This window comes from uncultured Proteiniphilum sp., assembly GCF_937873925.1.
GTDB lineage: Bacteria > Bacteroidota > Bacteroidia > Bacteroidales > Dysgonomonadaceae > Proteiniphilum.
Genome location: NZ_CALNAT010000097.1, coordinates 16,986 through 34,148 on the forward strand (window position 1 = coordinate 16,986; position 17,163 = coordinate 34,148).

15 protein-coding genes are annotated in these 17,163 nt (G+C 46.2%); 5 read left to right on the top strand and 10 right to left on the bottom strand.

All coding sequences use genetic code 11. The features are described 5' to 3' along the window. Positions 1–11: 11 nt before the first annotated feature. Positions 12–248 carry a hypothetical protein gene (locus tag Q0502_RS06830; protein ID WP_298648823.1) on the bottom strand — a complete coding sequence of 79 codons (237 nt, stop codon included), beginning with the start codon at positions 246–248 and terminating at the stop codon, positions 12–14. 322 nt (positions 249–570) lie between these two features. Here Q0502_RS06830 and Q0502_RS06835 point away from each other — a divergent pair, with 322 nt between their 5' ends. Further along, on the top strand, positions 571–2,679 hold the full coding sequence (locus tag Q0502_RS06835; RefSeq protein ID WP_298648826.1) for a putative porin: 2,109 nt from the start codon (positions 571–573) through the stop codon (positions 2,677–2,679). A 12-nt stretch (positions 2,680–2,691) separates the two neighbouring features. Then, on the top strand, positions 2,692–3,519 hold the full coding sequence (locus tag Q0502_RS06840; RefSeq protein ID WP_298648828.1) for a transporter substrate-binding domain-containing protein: 828 nt from the start codon (positions 2,692–2,694) through the stop codon (positions 3,517–3,519). Between the two features lie 181 nt (positions 3,520–3,700). Here Q0502_RS06840 and Q0502_RS06845 read toward each other — a convergent pair whose 3' ends face one another. Next, a complete protein-coding gene (locus Q0502_RS06845) occupies positions 3,701–4,156 on the bottom strand; it encodes a hypothetical protein (RefSeq protein ID WP_298648830.1) in 456 nt (151 codons plus the stop codon). A 347-nt stretch (positions 4,157–4,503) separates the two neighbouring features. Between Q0502_RS06845 and Q0502_RS06850 the strand changes: the two genes are divergently transcribed. Continuing rightward, positions 4,504–4,923 carry a hypothetical protein gene (locus tag Q0502_RS06850; protein WP_298648832.1) on the top strand — a complete coding sequence of 140 codons (420 nt, stop codon included), beginning with the start codon at positions 4,504–4,506 and terminating at the stop codon, positions 4,921–4,923. A gap of 28 nt (positions 4,924–4,951) precedes the next feature. On the opposite strand, the gene Q0502_RS06855 is transcribed toward Q0502_RS06850, so the two are convergent. The 5 genes from Q0502_RS06855 to Q0502_RS06875 form a co-directional block, all read right to left on the bottom strand. Continuing rightward, positions 4,952–5,866, bottom strand: coding sequence for a DUF368 domain-containing protein (locus Q0502_RS06855; protein ID WP_298648835.1), 915 nt, complete (start codon positions 5,864–5,866; stop codon positions 4,952–4,954). A 269-nt stretch (positions 5,867–6,135) separates the two neighbouring features. After that, the gene (locus Q0502_RS06860; protein ID WP_298648853.1) at positions 6,136–6,831 is read right to left on the bottom strand and encodes an ABC transporter ATP-binding protein; all 696 of its coding nucleotides are present in this window, start codon (positions 6,829–6,831) and stop codon (positions 6,136–6,138) included. A gap of 152 nt (positions 6,832–6,983) precedes the next feature. Beyond that, positions 6,984–8,465, bottom strand: coding sequence for a DUF5687 family protein (locus tag Q0502_RS06865; protein WP_298648837.1), 1,482 nt, complete (start codon positions 8,463–8,465; stop codon positions 6,984–6,986). Positions 8,466–8,523: 58 nt separating this feature from the next. Further along, a complete protein-coding gene (locus tag Q0502_RS06870; RefSeq protein WP_298648839.1) occupies positions 8,524–9,063 on the bottom strand; it encodes a hypothetical protein in 540 nt (179 codons plus the stop codon). Between the two features lie 33 nt (positions 9,064–9,096). Next, the gene (locus Q0502_RS06875; RefSeq protein ID WP_298648855.1) at positions 9,097–10,635 is read right to left on the bottom strand and encodes a helicase HerA-like domain-containing protein; all 1,539 of its coding nucleotides are present in this window, start codon (positions 10,633–10,635) and stop codon (positions 9,097–9,099) included. Between the two features lie 152 nt (positions 10,636–10,787). Here Q0502_RS06875 and Q0502_RS06880 point away from each other — a divergent pair, with 152 nt between their 5' ends. Next, the gene (locus tag Q0502_RS06880; protein ID WP_298648841.1) at positions 10,788–11,453 is read left to right on the top strand and encodes a hypothetical protein; all 666 of its coding nucleotides are present in this window, start codon (positions 10,788–10,790) and stop codon (positions 11,451–11,453) included. A gap of 47 nt (positions 11,454–11,500) precedes the next feature. Here Q0502_RS06880 and menA read toward each other — a convergent pair whose 3' ends face one another. Continuing rightward, entirely contained in the window at positions 11,501–12,406 is a 906-nt protein-coding gene (menA, locus tag Q0502_RS06885) for a 1,4-dihydroxy-2-naphthoate octaprenyltransferase (protein WP_298648843.1), read from the bottom strand. Positions 12,407–12,482: 76 nt separating this feature from the next. Next, positions 12,483–13,964 carry a proline--tRNA ligase gene (gene proS / locus Q0502_RS06890; protein WP_298648845.1) on the bottom strand — a complete coding sequence of 494 codons (1,482 nt, stop codon included), beginning with the start codon at positions 13,962–13,964 and terminating at the stop codon, positions 12,483–12,485. 463 nt (positions 13,965–14,427) lie between these two features. Here proS and Q0502_RS06895 point away from each other — a divergent pair, with 463 nt between their 5' ends. Then, positions 14,428–16,239, top strand: a complete 1,812-nt coding sequence (locus Q0502_RS06895) for a DNA mismatch repair protein MutS (protein ID WP_298648847.1) — start codon at positions 14,428–14,430, stop codon at positions 16,237–16,239. A 45-nt stretch (positions 16,240–16,284) separates the two neighbouring features. On the opposite strand, the gene Q0502_RS06900 is transcribed toward Q0502_RS06895, so the two are convergent. Continuing rightward, the coding region (locus Q0502_RS06900) for an MFS transporter (protein WP_298648850.1) at positions 16,285–17,163 on the bottom strand (879 nt) is incomplete at its 5' end.

Sequence of the window (17,163 nt, forward strand, 5' to 3'; positions counted from 1 at the left end):
AACCTTCTGTGTTATATATGCGAAAAGAAATTATTCCAATCCAGTAGCTCATCGAGCGTGTACCGGCCCCGCTTTTCGAGGGTTTGAATTAATTCCCGAATAACGCCGCTTTCCCGGCACATGACGGATTCCACTTCCTGTAACACGACTGTCCTGGAGGGGGCATCCCCCGGATAGCGTATCGTTTGCGACTCCTTGTCCCATTCTTCGCGGTAAACACTGCAACCCGCCAGGGTGACCGCTTTCACCTGCCCCGGTTATGAATCAGGCGCAGGGACAGGCTTCCCGGGTGACGTCCCTTCCTTGTAGAAGGGCGAAATACAAAATTCATACTTGTCATATCTCAATTTATTTAAATCCGGCTGCAAATGTAATCCTTATCTTTACGCGTACGGAATATTAAATGAAAAAATCCCACTTCTCTATTATTGAAGACAGCCTCTATTTTAGTGTACCGTGCAGTGTGGTGTGAGAACAATGAATGAACCGCATCCTAAAAATCCTCAAAAAACAGAGAAAAGCAGACTTGATTATCTGTGGGTGGCAATTTTTTGTGTAGATTTGCAACCGATGAAAGAAAAGCTGTTCATATCCCTTCTGGCATGCATTCTCGGCATGACAGCTGCCTATCCGCAGGCGCGTATTATCCTGCCCGATTCGTCGCAGATCACAACGAATCCCGATTCGCTGGATCTTCTTCCCAGGCAGGCTCCGGAGGATCATGAGCCAGGGTTACAACCGGACAGGCAGGCCGGACAGGCATCGCACCTCGATCACCTGTTGCATGATCATGGGGCAGAGGCCGATTCGTTGCGCCGGCTGGCACGAATGACCATCTGGAAGATTGATGCCCGTACAGGGAACCGCTTACCTGCTGTCTCGGATACATTACTCCATAACTATCAACAGAGTGTTCTCCCCGATGGACAATCGGTGGCGATGGGTTTTCTGGCGCCGCTGGGATCACCGGCCTTCTCGAAAATCTTTACTGACAGGCCGGAGACCGAACAGTTTATATTCAACAACGCTTACTATCTCTATCTGAAGGATCCGGAGAAGGTATTGTTCGTGAATACACGGGTGCCGTATTCCCGATTGAGTTATAACCGTTCCGCCCCTAAACAGACCAGGGAGGAACGCTTTGAGGCGAGGATGACGTCGAATTTCGGAAAGAAACTGAATGTGGGGCTGGATGTGGATCTGATCAATACGCGCGGTTATTATAACTCGCAGGCGGTAAAGCATAACAACTTCTCCCTGTTCGGGAGTTACCTGTCAGACCGGATTGAAGCGCACGCTTTTATGAATCTGGGATCGGTGACCAATGCCGAGAACGGCGGAATTACCAATGAACAGTTCATCACCCATCCTGATTCCATTCAACAGAGTTTTACATCGACGGGTATACCGGTGAAATTTACCAATACGTGGAACTCGTTGCGTAATAACCGCTTTTTTTTGTCGGGCAGGTACAACCTGGGATATGTGGAGACGCCCGCCGATTCGTTGCACAAGGGACGGGGGCTGTTTGTCCCTGTAGCAAGTATAGGCGTTTCGTCGCAATTTACCCAGCAGCACCGGAGGTTCCTGTCGTATGATACTGCCTTTGTAAGTGTGGAGGGCGTAGAGATGCAGCGGATAGACCAGTTCTATGCCAACCGGTTTTATGAGGGGGCGGTGGATGACAGTATCCGTTTCACATCAATGAAAAACAGTGTTTCACTCAGCCTGCGGGAAGGGTTCAAAGACTGGGTGAAATTCGGACTGACAGCTTTTCTGGAGCACGACCTGCGCAACTATTCCATGAGGGACAGTGTGGGGCCGGGGATGATACGGCACCGCGAAAGCGCTGTTACCGTGGGAGGCGTACTGAATAAACAGCAGGGCGACAATCTGCTGTTTAATATTCGTGCCGACCTCGGATTGCTGGGTGCGAATCTGGGAGAGTTCCGGGCGATGGGTGATGTGGAGACTGGTTTTGATATCGCGGGGAGGCGAACGACCCTTTCAGCGCAGGCTTATGTCAAAAACCTTAAACCCAAATATCTGGAGGAAAACTATTACTCAAAATATTTCCGTTGGAACCACGATTTCGGAGATATACGCAGGGTCTATGTCGGGGGTAAACTGTATATACCGTTTACCAACACTACGTTGAGTGCAGGAGTAGAAAACCTGCAGAATTTCATTTATTACAATAAGGATAAGCAGATTGCCCAGGAGAGCGGCAATATACAGCTACTGACGGCACGCATAGAACAGAACCTGCGTCTCGGCATATTCAACTGGGATAATCAGGTGGTCTATCAGACTTCAAGCAATCAGGAAGTGATCCCCGTGCCTACGCTCAGTGTCTATTCCAATATGTACCTGAAAACGAAAATCGTGAATGAACTTACCCTGCAATTGGGTGTGGATGCGCATTATCATACGAAGTACTTTGCGCCCGGTTATGAGCCGGCACTGTTGCAATTTTACAATCAGCGTGAGAAAGAGATCGGAGAATATCCTATTGCCACTGCTTATGCCAATATGCACCTGAAACAGACCCGTTTTTATATAATGTACTATAACGTGGCCTCGCAGTTCCTGAATCCGAAAGAATATTTTTCACTTCCCGGTTATCCGGTCAATCCCCCTGTCTTCAGGTTGGGGGTTTCGGTGAATTTACACAATTAAATTCTCCAAAGCTTGCAGTACCGAAAACGTTTATATCTCTATCTTCTTTTGCTGATAGTCGCCGTAGTGGTGATGATATTGCTCAGGGCGGGGATGAAAGGTTCCCGCAGCACCCCGCTGCAGCCTCATGATTATAATGAGATAATGGCGTCGGGTGAATTGAATGTAGTGACGGATTACAATAGTATCGGATTGTATGTATCGGGAGATACGCTACAGGGCTTTCAGCGGGAGATGATCCTTGCGCTTGAGAAGGAGTGGGGGATAAAGGTGAATCTTTTCCTTGAAAATAGTCTCGATGAGAATCTGACGGGTTTGCTGGCAATGCGCTATGATCTGGTCGCCCGTAATATCCCGGTCAATGTGCAGTTGAAAGATACCTTTGCCTTTACAAGGCCCATTACGCTGAACAAGCAGGTATTGGTACAACGAAAACAGGAGTATAACGACAGCGTAGCGCCGGTCCGCCAGCATCTTGACCTGGCCGGGAGAACCATTCATGTAGCGGGTGATTCGCCTGCTATCTTACGCCTGAACAATCTTTCTCACGAGATAGGAGATACTATTTTTATTGTGGAAGATCCCACCTACGAAACAGAACAATTGGTGATGATGGTAGCGTCGGGAGATATAGACCTTACGGTGTGCGATGAGAAAATGGCCATACGGTTGGCAAAGCTCTTCCCGGAGATAGATGTGGAGACCGATATCAGTTTCACGCAATTGGAATCGTGGGCAGTGCGAAAAGATTCTCCTGTTCTGCTGGACAGCCTGGATAGCTGGCTTGACCGGTTTAAGGCGACGGCAGCATTCAAACGAGTCTACGAAAAGTATTATTGATGTACACGGCCGGATGTCCCTTCCCATAGATAAGGCATTCCCGCAAAGAGGTATAGATCAATTCCATAGGAAAAGCCGCCCCGTTTTGCGGGGCGGCCATCAGGTTTACCTGGAGTGAATGTAGCCTATTCAACGAAGATTCATGCCGGATACCGGCTTCGTCCTGTGGTGGGTGCTATGTTCAACGGGGACCCTGTCTTTCCGGGCGGTTCGGATTGCGCATCTCTTTCTGCCGGTCAGCACGATACTGCTTCCACTGTTCCATTTTTTCCTTTCCGATTATAACTTCCAGTTCAGCATCGCTTTTAGCCATCTCTTTTTCGCGCAGTGCCTGCATCTCTTCCCGACGTTTGGTGCGATCCTGTGTCTGTTTTTCCTTATTGGCACCTTGCTGGGCTATCTGTTCGGCACGTTTTGCATCCTGCTTCTCGAACAAAGCCTCCACTTTCGCCTTCTCTTCGGCCGTCAGTTTCAGCTGTTTGGCCATAGCCTCGGCGCGATCTTTCGCGGTCCACCTTCTTTCGGTCTGGGGACCCTGCCTGTCATTCCTTCTGTTTCTTCCGTCGTTCTGAGCCTCAAGCGTGAAACTCAAAGTGAATATGGCAACCAGCGCCATTAATACAATCTTTTTCATCATACATACATTTTAAAGAGTGAATAAAAATATGATTTGCTCTATGACGACCAAAGGTAAGTAAAAGTTTAACAGGCCAGCAGTTTTCTATTCCATTCAAGTAGCATAAATTCAATGGTATATAGATAGATTCACAGGATTCGTCAGGTTAAAATTCCGTTTCGTCGATAAAAACGGCTCATTTATCTATTTCCTGATTATTTGAATTTTTTAACCCATTTTCCGCGAATAAGTGTATATTTGTAGAATATAGGATGCGCCTCGGCAATGCTCAAGCAAGCGTGGCACTGCTCTCGGCTTTCGCTATATTTGCAATAGAACTTGAAAACGACTAAATTGAAGGAACGGTTGTGGAGAAAAAATATAAAGCACATAACGGACTTGGGAATCTTTTCTGGGGAATTGTTTTGCTTTTCCTGGCAGGTTTCCTTTTTTACAGGCTCAGAAAAGGGGAGATAATCTGGACGGATCTCTTCTACATTACCTTTGCCATTGTTTTTATTCTATCGACCACGATAAAAGAGTATGCTGTCACCGAGCTGAATTTTCTGGAGATTCGTTTTGTGTTGAGGCTGTTCTCAAAGAACAGACGGATAGCTATTGGTGATATGATAGGGTTGAAAAAGATGAAAAAAAATCAGCTACGCATCGATAAGGTGCGTGGTTTTGAGGTGCTGGGGGTAAAGGAATCGGATATGGACGCCCTGATCGCCGAGTTGAAGGAACGGAACCCGAGGATCAGGATTGCCGGGGAAGGAGAGGAAGAGTGATGACCCGATTACGGGGCGACTTTGGTGTTTAAAAAATTTCTTCTCTCGGGTATTTCTCTTCTACTTTGCTGAAAAGCCAGGAGGCGATAGTTCCCACAATGAAAAGCAGCAGGCTCAGGAGGAGTGCTCCTGCGAAACTTAGTCCTGCGGCGGCAAGCTGTTCGGCTGTGAATGCCGGAAAAACCACTGTGGGAAAAATAGCCAGTGAAGAACCGACCACCATCCCCAGGATGAAATGGTACATACCGGAGTAATATTTCCGGAAAAGCCAGGAAGCCAGTTTGGCAAAAAGCAATACGCAGACGATAAACCCGATGATCAACGGGATGATAACACCGAAGTCGAAGTTCTTGATGCCGGTGGCCATCTTGTCATATAGACCGAAGTAGATAAGAAAATTGGAAGGGCTCATTCCCGGGACGATCAGCCCCAGCCCCATCAGCAATCCCGATCCGAGCCATACCATGAGGTTGGGACTTACTTCAGTGAGTTGTTGCCCCCCCACTAACATCAGCGCAAAAATGGCGATCGTGGTAATGACAAGAATCCCCATATCGGACGATTTTCGTCCTTGTTTTCCGGCCGTTTTATAGAGAGAGGGGAAAGTGCCTGCGACGAATCCCACGAAGAGAGAGACAAACAGCGCGGCATATTCACCGAAAGCCTTCTCTACCACTACGGCGAAAAGAACAATACCGATGACGGCGCCGATCGCTACGGGGAAAAAATAGACCCCGTTCTTCAGGAAGTTTCGGCGTATGTTGGCGAGAAACCGGATCAGCGGATCATAAATACCGAAAATAACGGCCAGTACACCGCCCGACAGTCCGGGGAGGATAAATCCGATCCCCACGAGAGCTCCTTTCAGGAGACGTATAAACCAGTCTGCAACGGGATTGATTTGGTTCTGTTCTTTCACTCCTTCAGTTTTTTGTTCCTTCATTATTTTCTTTTATGTAAGTCCGGATGTGTGTAATGTTGTTTTCTACGCTCAACATAGTCAAAACTTGTTTTGACTTCGTCTTCTTCGTACCTTACCAAAATCCCAGACAAGTTTGTTTTTGGCTTCGGTTTGTCATCAGTTGCCTCTGTATTCGCTTATCGAAAACATGCCAAGCAAGCTCGTCTTCTGTTCGTATTGCTTAACGAAATAGTCGCAAAGATATAACATTTATGCACTCCGTACATCGTAAGATGCCGAATAGATCATGCTCATACTGCAAAATAAGATTCCAGTTCTTTCAGCGTGTTCTCGCTTGTACGGATATCTCTCACAACCATTCCTTTCTCAAGTACTACAATACGGTCGCACACCTCGGTCACATGATTGAGGTCGTGGCTTGAAATCAACATCGTCATTTTTTTCGTGGTTTTCAATTCATTGAGCATCCGTTTCAACCGGATCTGGGAAGTCGGGTCGAGGGCTGTAAAAGGTTCATCAAGGATCAGTATTGGCGGATCGCTGATGAGCGCTGCAGCAATACCCGTTTTTTTCTGATTCCCTTTCGAGAGGTCACGGATCAGTTTTCCGGAACCCAATATCTCGCCGTTAAAGAACTCTTTCATCGATTCCAGGAACAAGGCGATATCACCTTCCGATTTGTTATATACTTTGGCTGTGAAAGCAAAATACTCTTCCGGTGTAAGGAAATCGATCAGGAAACTTTCATCGAGAAACGAGCCCACTTTCGATTTCCATTCGTCGCGGCGGGCAACTTTCTCTCCATCGACTTTCACTTCGCCGGAGGAAGCCTCGATCAGGTCGAGGATCAATCGGAAAAAAGTAGTCTTTCCCGCGCCATTGTTTCCCACCAGTCCGAAACTTTCTCCGTTACCAATCCCCATAAAAGGAATATCCAGCACAGTAATGCCATGATATATCTTCTTCAGGTCTGTGGCTGTGATGATTTTCGCAACCTCACCTGCAGATTGCGGTATAGGGGGTGGTGTGTCGGAGAAATCCATGGATCTCTTTTCGTAATCTTGCATATATCTTGCGCTTTATCGGTTTCTTTATTCTTTGTTGTGATCATGTATAGTGACCGGAAAAATGCCGGGGCTTATTCCTTCTTCCTGAATCCCGTGCAAAGGGCATATTTTCTTCTCAGAAACTGCTGCCCGATCATTTTCAGGAGCGGTTCGCGGAAAAGGATACCCGCTAAACCCAGCAGGGCGATAATGATCAATGCTATATGGGCTGCCGAGAACAGATCGAACAGGATAACCAGCATGAGCGGTATCACGAGCAGCGGTATCATCACGACAAAATTTTTGTAGCTTACTCCCTGTATATTCATCGAAGAACCCTGGGAAAGTTCCAACCGCTTTGTATTGAAGGTGGCTCCAAAAAGGTAGACATAGATATTGACCCCTGTATTGTAGATCAGTGCCACCAGATGATAGATAATGATCTCCCTTCCAAAGAAAAAATAGGGGGTGGTTGCGATAAACGAAGCAATGCATAATGCCAGCATCAGATAGTAATTGGCCCTGATATAGGTATGGGTGTCTATATTTCTTGTCATCAGAAAATCGAAATGGGCTCCGTCCCAGTTGATGATCCATTGTCCGAATATAAGCATCCCTGTTCCGGTAACGAAAATAGCGATGAACAACAACCATGCGGGACTGTTATTGTACGTTTCACTTGGGTAAAATATCAGTCCGTACAACAGGAAAAATATTGCCGTATAGAGCGTTTTTTTCGTTCGCCTGTGACGGAGCACTAATCTCATTTCGAGAGAGATGATTTCGCCGATCTTCCCGAAACGCTCCATAAAGGTGAATCTTCCGGAATCGGCTTCTTTCTTTTTTACTTTCCTGTCGACATTTTCAGGATAATAGGTTTGCGCGAAATAGCGTTTATTGAGAAAAAAAGCCGATGCACTGAGCAGTACCACAGGAATCCATATAAAAGAGGTTTCAACCAGAAAACCAAAAAGATGCTGTGATAGTTGAAACAGGGAGAAAATTTTAAAATATTCCAGTGCTGCCAGCACGCCTGCTATGGTCAGTAATACGATTGTTCCTACAAAGATATTACTGAATTTCCGTTTCAATAAGGGAGCAAGCAAGGTGTTGAACCAGATCAGGAAGATAACAATAAATATAAACCTGAGAGCGCCTCCTGTGCCGTAAGCCGGATATATTCCGGTGATGGCAAAAGGGATAGCAAAACATAGTGTGACGTAGTTCAACGGGTTGAACAGCGGTTTCAACAGGAGATAGTTGACCAGCGTATCCCTTTTGACGGGTAGTACCTGGTAATTTTCCAGATTCAATGTGCTCAGCGGTTGTATCAGATAACGGATCATGAGCAAGGCTATCACAGCGTATATCATCATGCCGTTGAATATTACAGCGGGATCTTGTTGAGGAGCTATTTCTTCCAGCAGTTTAGGCAGCATAAATCCCATCATCACCAGGATTACTACAAAATAAAGGGTTGTTAATCCCATAAAGATATTGACTAACAGGTTTTTGTAATATCCGGGTGAGCGGATGCTTTTCAACCAGTAATGTTTGAACAGTATCTGGTACATTGGATACTTTTTTAAGTTCTTATAATTTTGTTACTTCAATTAGATTTATACTGCTGGATTATACCTCCCTTAATTTATCCTCTAATATTGTAAGTGCCTGATTGTATTTGGGAAGCCCGTGCGTGTTCTTATCGATTAGTAGGCCGCCGGCAATATAGTTTTTAGGAATCAAAATAATATACTCCTTGTATATTGTATAGTATTTAAATACAGACCATTTGAGGACTATGTGGGATTGAAAATCCAATAATTCTACGCCATCTTCCGATATTTTAATAATGTGTTCAGAGTTCGCCTTTTCATATTCGTCTGCCGTTTCTTGTATTCTTTTTTTCTGTTTTCTCCGGGAAAAAACCATCTCTAGACCCCCTAAAATCGTGAGGCAACAAAAAGCAACACCCACAAAAATGTAAGGGTTACCCGGTTCATTGCTTCTTATTCCGGTCCATATCCCAAGCCCTAAAAAAGTAATGGAGAGACCAGACCAGTGTATTAGCTGTTTTTTCCTTTTCCACCAGCTATAATCCCAAAAAACTTTATTGGAACGAACAAATGTATTCTTATTGAAGGGAGAATCGAATATTACTGTGCTCATCATTATTGTATATAAAAGATATTTGTATCGAAACATTTACTTTTTCCCGAAAAGCGCCCCAAAAATGCTACGGGTAATGGTTCTTCCCAGCTCGTTACTGATTTGTCGTTGGGTGCTTTTACCTACCTGGGTGAGGATATCGCCCAGAAAACCCTGGTCGGCTTTCCGTTGCCGTGCCGCAGTGCGTTTTGCCTTCTCTTCTTCGAGGGCCGCTTTCTGAGCGTCTTTCTGCTGACGGATGCGCTCTTTCTCTTCTGCGGCCAGACGGCGTTCTTCCTCAAGCAACTCCTGTTTTTCCGACAGTATTTCAAAAGCCGATTCCCGATCGATCAGTTTCTCATATACTCCGTAAATAAGAGAACTTCTTATCAGTTGGTCTCTCTCTCCCACCGTAAGCGGTCCTATCTGTCCCTGCGGCGGAAGGATATTGGTACGCTCCACCATCTGTGGAGCCCCTTTTTCGTCGAGGAACGATACCAGCGCTTCTCCCGTGTTGAGTTGGGTGATGGCTTCGCCGGTATCGAATGCGGGATTGGATCGGAAAGTGTTTGCTGCCACCCTCACGGCTTTCTGGTCGTTGGGCGTATAGGCGCGCAGCGCATGCTGTACACGGTTCCCAAGCTGACCGAGGATACTTTGGGGGATATCCGCCGGGTTTTGGGTACAGAAATAGACGCCCACGCCTTTGGAACGGATCAGGCGGACGATCTGTTCCACTTTTTCGAGCAGTGCGGCAGGCATGTCGTTGAACAGCAGGTGTGCTTCATCGAAGAAAAAGACCAACTTCGGTTTTTCCAGGTCGCCCACCTCGGGAAGCGTTTCGTAAAGATCGTCGAGCAACCATAACAGGAAGGTGGTATATACGCGCGGAGAGTTCATCAGCTTGTCGGCAGCGAGGATGTTGATCACTCCTTTGCCTTGTTCCGTCTGAATGAAATCGGTGATTTCCAGTTCCGGCTCGCCGAAGAATTGATCGACCCCTTCGTTTTCGAGACGCATCAATCCCCGCTGAATGGCGCCGATACTCGCCGGAGAGATATTGCCGTACCGGGTGGTGAACTGAGTCCGGTTGTCACCCATAAATTGCAGCATCTTCCGAAGGTCTTTGAGGTCGACCAGCAGCAGGTTGTTGTCGTCGGCTATCCTGAAGGCCATCGAGAGGATGGCTCCCTGTGTATCGTTCAAATCCAGCAAACGTTCCAGCAGCAGTGGTCCCATGGAGGTGACGGTAGTCCGCACCGGATGTCCCTGTTCACCGAATACATCCCAAAAGCGTACCGGGAAGGGTTTATATTCGAACCCTTTCTCTTGCAGGTTATATTGATCCACGCGTTTTGCGACGCTTTCCTTGTTACCTCCTGTTTTTGCGACGCCGGAGAGATCGCCCTTCATATCTGCGGCGAACACGGGTACTCCCATATCGCTGAATGTTTCGGCCAGGGTTTGCAGGGTAACGGTCTTACCGGTTCCGGTGGCCCCGGTAATGAGGCCGTGGCGATTTGCCATCCTGGGAATCAGGCATACTTCCGCTCCATCGTTGATGGCTATAAAAGCGCGTCTGCTGTTGTCGAACATACTGGTGCATCGTTGAGTTTGTAAGTCGGACAAAGTTAACGAAATATTTAAAATGGAAGAACTAAATCACAATGTTCTGTTAATTTTTTTTGTTATAAAATAATATCATATATCTTTATATTATTAATAACAGATTAAAAAAGTATTATACAATGGATTATAAAAATGTTTTACTTTTTTCCCTTATCTCGTTAAGCCTTTCTTTAGAGGCACAGGAGGAAAGAAAAGAGATATCTCATTATATATTGCCTGAATTCACGAATGGGACGGTATTGATGAAAAACGGTACTAAACATCAGGCTTTACTCAATTACAATACTGTTACGGAAGAGATGATCTTTGATCAGAACGGAGAAAAATTAGCATTGGCCGAAGTGACGTTAAACCAATTGGATACGGTTTTCATTCAAGATCGAAAATTCATTCTTATTGATAATAAAAAATTCGCGGAGATAATTGGTCAAAATGGATATAGCCTGCTGGTCCAGTATAAATGCCGGGTGATTCCTCCTGGAAAACCTTCCGCGTACGGCGGTACTTCTCAGACAACCTCAACTACCTCCTATTCAAGTTGGATGGGTGAGGGCAAAATGTATCAGTTGAAACTTCCCGATGATTTTAAAATAAATCCCTATAAGGTGTACTGGATCGATAAGGGTGCAGGCCGGAAAAGTTTCTCCTCAATGGGTCAGATAAAAAAATTTTACAACAAACAGAAGGCGCTTTATAATAACTATACGAAGGATAATAAGGTCGATTTCGGGGAGCAGGAATCAATTGCCGGCCTGATCCACTACATGGAAACAAATTCCCGATAACCCGTGAATGGATAGGATCAATAGCGATATACCGGATGCCGACCGCATTAAATGTTTACACCTACCGAAAATAACAATGCGAGCAGAAATCCCGATAACGATGTAAGTTTCAGATAAGGGTCGAGTGCCTGCCCGTTCTTGCGGTACACATTGGCCAGTATCCTGAAGAGAAAAAGAAAAACAAGCAGGTAAAGATGCCGGTACCAGGGCAACGGTGCATACAGGCTGTTATACCCGAGAAAACAAAGGAATGAGGTGAAGGTTAGCCCCGCGTGGTATATTTTAGCCCTGTGGATTCCCAATTTCACGGCGAGGGTGATCTTTCCGGAATCCCTATCGTTCTCTATGTCCCTCATGTTGTTGATATTTAATATCATAGTGCTGATCAATCCAATGCCGATAGCGGGAAGTACAGGTTGAAAATTGAAAACATGCGTATGGAGAAAATAGGTACCTATCACTGGTACAGGACCGAAGAAAATAAAGGCGAAAAGATCGCCCCAACCTTTATAACCATAGGCATGCTTTCCCAGCGTATATAGAAGTGCTGCAAGGATGCTGGCGCCGCCTAAGCCGATGAGGAGGGCTACGGACGACCGGGGGATATAGTCTGTTATATTGAACACTAAGGAGAGACCGGTAATAATGCAGATGGTGGAGAACAGGGTGATGGCCCCTTTCATCTCGCGTGGAGAGATTTTCCCGCTCTGCAGGGTACGGGCAGGTCCCTGCCTGCGGCCGGTAATATCGGTCCCTTTCTGAAAATCGCCCAGGTCGTTGGCCAGGTTGGCCAGTATCTGGATAGAGACAGCCAGCAGGAAAGTGAGGACAAAGGTAGTCATACTGAAACTCCCTTCGTGTAAGGCCAATCCGCTTCCCAGAACGACAGTGCCCACAGCCAGAAAAAGTGTCCGCAGGCGAAAGGCGGAGATCCAGTCTTTTACTGTTGCCATAGGATAATGAAAAGTGAAAAACTAAAAGTGAAAAATGACGAATGGAATTGAAAGACGAAAATAGTCCTTATCTTTTTCAGTAAGCCCGTGCAAATATCACCCTTTGCGTCGAAGGTTTACCTGTCACCATGCATTTGCCGGGTGTTTTGTCACCCTCAAGGGGGATACAGCGGATGGTGGCTTTGGTCTCTTCCTTGATATACTCTTCTGTTTCGGGCGTTCCGTCCCAATGGCAGAGCAGGAACCCGCCTTTCTCGATTTCCTCCTTGAATTCCTCGTAGGAATTCACTTCACGGATTTGTGATGCGCGAAAATCGGCTGCTTTCTTATAGATATTTTCCTGTATCTCCTCCAGTAATAACTTGATGTGGTTTTCAATGTTGTCGCACGGCAGCGTCTCTTTGGTGAGGGTGTCGCGGCGGGCTACCTCAATAGTGTTATTCTCCAGGTCACGTCCGCCTATGGCGAGGCGTACCGGTACCCCTTTAAGCTCGTATTCCGAGAATTTCCATCCCGGTTTCTTATTATCGGAATTATCATATTTTACGCTGATACCGAGGGCTTTCAGCCGCTCTATGATGCCGGTCGCTTTTTCGTTGATCTGCTGCAGTTGTTCGCCGTTCTTATAGATGGGCACGATCACCACCTGATAGGGGGCTAATTTGGGAGGAAGTACCAGACCGTTGTCGTCGGAATGCGACATGATAAGCGCGCCCATCAGCCGGGTGGAGACACCCCATGAGGTGGCCCACACATAATCACGGTTCCCGCTCTGGTCAGTGAACTGCACGTCGAATGCTTTGGCGAAATTCTGTCCCAGGAAGTGGGAGGTACCCGATTGCAATGCTTTCCCGTCCTGCATCAATGCCTCGATGGTGTAGGTGTCGATGGCGCCGGCAAACCGTTCGGACTCCGATTTCAATCCTTTTACTACCGGCATGGCCATGTATTTCTCTGCAAACTCGGCATAGATATTGATCATCTGCTTTGCTTCTTCTATTGCTTCCTCCTGAGTGGCATGGGCCGTGTGCCCTTCCTGCCAGAGGAATTCGGTAGTACGCAGGAAAAGGCGAGTACGCATCTCCCAGCGTACTACGTTGGCCCACTGGTTGATCAGTATAGGCAGGTCCCGGTAGGACTGGATCCAGTTTTTGTAAGTGCTCCAGATAATGGTTTCCGAAGTGGGACGAACTATCAGTTCTTCTTCGAGTTTCGCTTCGGGGTCGACCACTACACCGCTGCCGTCGGGAGCATTTTTGAGGCGGTAGTGTGTCACGACGGCGCACTCTTTGGCGAACCCTTCCACATGATCGGCTTCGCGGCTAAGAAAAGACTTGGGAATAAACAGCGGGAAATAGGCGTTCATATGTCCTGTTTCCTTGAACATATCGTCCAGTTGACGCTGCATCTTCTCCCATATTGCGTAACCATAGGGTTTGATCACCATACAGCCGCGTACGGCGGAATTCTCGGCCAGTTCGGCTTTGATCACCAGATCAAGATACCACTGGGAGTAATCTTTACTGCGGGGCGTGAGTTCCTTCAATTCTTTAGCCATTTTATTACAATTCCATTATTTTGTTTGCGGGTGCAAAGATAATGATTTAATGTGATAATAAGACAAACAACGTTCAACAGAACGAAGTGTAGTTAAATGCGTCAATAAGACGAATGTGTTAATGTGATGATATGCCGATTTGATGATTTGTGAGGATGCGATGTCAAAACAAAACCTCGAAAAAATCGTATCTTTGACCGCGGTTTAGCTGCCGGAGTATAATAAAGTGTGCCGGAATATGTTTGTCCGGCTATCGTTCCGGTTCCATACACAGAAATGAAAGAAATAAAATAATCGTATGAAACGAGCATGAGAATCGTTCTCACACAGGAACGTTTTCGATAAGCGCATACAGAGGAAAAACTTGTTTTTACTATGTTGAGTGTAGAAAACGGCTAACTTTAGTGAACATGACAATATGCGAGTTCCCTACGACCTTAGTGTTAAAAATAAAAATTGTCGCATGAATTTATCAGTTGAAGAAGGAAACAGGGATTATTATAAAAGAAAGACAGATAGTAATACAACGGTATTGAATGGGGTGAAGTCCCGGTTAAGAGTAATCCCTTACCTGAAACTTTTATTCTTTTTGACAGGCGCTTTCCTTTTGATAGCCGCCTTTCAATTGGGTTGGGACAGGACAATGTGTTTTATGTTCTCTGCTTTCTCATGCGTGATCTTCTTTTTGCTATACAAGCGGGATGAATTCTATCTGCAAAAGAGGGCGTATTATATGGCTTTGAATAGCGTCTATGCTAATGAGGTCAGTTTTTTAAACGGAGACTACAGCCCTTTTGATAGTGGGGAACGATTTATCAATAAAAAACATGCATATTCTTACGATCTGGATGTTTTTGGGAAGAACTCCATTTATCACATGATCAACAGGACGGTGACGCAGGAGGCCGGGTCCATCCTGGCTGAAAAACTGAGTTCGATCCCGGATAGCGAAGAAGAGATCGTGGCGAGGCAGGAGTCGCTTACGGAACTGGCACGGAAAGATGATTTCCGACATCAGTTTATGGCAACCTGTAAAGGTTTCGATGAAGAGAAGAATAACTATAAGTCGATAACCGCTAACAAAAATAACAACGCCCTGTTGACCTCGAAAACGGGGTTAATCCTTATTTATATCTCTATAACGATCACGTTGGCATCGGGATTATTGGCCTGGTTGGGATATCTTCCCTGGTCGGTACCAACCTTGTTGCTTATGATTCAGCTCTTCTTTCCGATGATATTTGCTAAGGTGTTGAACAAAGTCGGCGCTGACATTGGGTTTGTGCACAAAAATACCATGATTCATGCCGATCTTCTGAAGATTGTGTATAATGAAACTTTTGATGCCGCTCCGAATGTTACGTTAAAAGAGGAATTGTTCGGTGCATATAACTCCCGTGAAGCACTGAAGGAACTTTCCATCCTGTTAAAGAAATTTGACCAGCGGCATAATGCTTATATTCTTGTGCTGCTCAACGGTTTTTTCCTGAGGGACTTATTCCTGTTGCGGCAATTCTACCGATGGAAAGACAGTTATCTACATCATATTCAATCCTGGATCAGTGCGCTGGCTGAGATGGAAGCGCGGGTATCCCAGGCTACCTATATGTTTAATCTGCCCGAATGTATACAGCCAGTAATCACAGGTCGCCCGGATATCCTCATCGATGCATCCCAACTGGGACATCCGTTTATATCAAAAGAGAAACGGGTGGACAATGATATACTGATCCGCAAGAAGAATTTTCTGATAATCACGGGAGCCAATATGGCAGGGAAAAGTACGTTTTTACGTACCATAGGAGCCAATTATATTCTGGCAGTGAACGGGATGAATGTATGTGCCTCGAAATTCAGCTTCTCGCTTTTCAATCTGTTCAGCAGTATGCGGAATACGGATGATCTCTCATCGGGAACCTCTTATTTTAAAGCGGAATTGGAGAGAATGAGAGAGTTGATAAGATATTGCCGTTCTCATAACCATACATTGATCATACTGGATGAACTGTTAAAGGGAACCAACTCGAGGGATAAACTCAACGGTTCTATATTATTTCTGAAAAAGATGACGGAGTTACCGGTAACGGGAATCATCGCTACCCACGATCTGGAACTGGCTAAATTGGAGAATGAGTTGCCGGACCTGTTTCAAAACTACTGTTTCGAGATACCCCTTTCCGGGGAAGAGGAGTATAGCTATAAAATACAAAGAGGTATCTCCAGAAACCTCAATGCAACCTTTTTATTGCAGAAAATATTATCTGAAGAGTTATAGGTTTTTGGTTTTCCACAAAGCTTCATAGCTATCTTTCCGATCCCCTTACCCCTGCCTTTTCAGATTTCCCCGGTTGAAAGAGAAATAGATACCCGGTATGCCGATCAGCGTGAAAATGATAAATCCCCATCGCATAGCCTGTAGAAAAACAGGATTGGGTACTTCCTCTATTGATCGGCTGCCGAACAGCAGGGAGAAGAGCAGGATAACAATGCTCATACTGATGATCTGCCCGAATACCCGCATGGAGGCGGAAAGTCCGGAGGCCTGTCCGTACTGTCGCCTCTCTACCGAACTCATAATGGTGTTCATATTGGGAGAGGAGAAGAGGGCGAAGCCGAGCCCTACCCATATCAGGATGGCGATAATGAGCCAGATGGCTGTTGTGGGGCCGAGGAAAGCCAGCATACCTAATCCCGACGTACACATGGCCATGCCGATGGTGGCAAAATAGCGCGGCTGTATTCTGTCGGATAATTTTCCTACTACAGGAGAAAAGAGGGCCATCATGACCGGTTGCGCCACGATCACTGCGCCGGCATCGCGGGGGGAAAGTCCCTGCACCTTTTGCAGGTATAGGCTGAGGAAAAAGACGATGGCAAAGGTAGCGGTATAGTTGATGAGCGCTGAGAGGCTGGAGTAGGCGAAGAGGCGGTTGCGGGAGAAAAGCCGGGTGTCGAACATCGGGTACTTCGTCCGGCTTTCATACCTCCAGAAGAGAAGAAGCAGGATCACTGCCCCGCTCATCAGTCCCCAGCCCACAGCGGAGGGGATCAGTGAGGAGCCGTATACTAAGGCGGCGAGTCCCACCATAAAGAAAAAGGTACCTGTTTTGTCTCCCCCTTTTGCAGATTTATTCTTATTCTCTTCGCTCTTCAGGAAGAGATATGAGATGAGGATGGTGAGGAGGCCGAGAACGGCCGC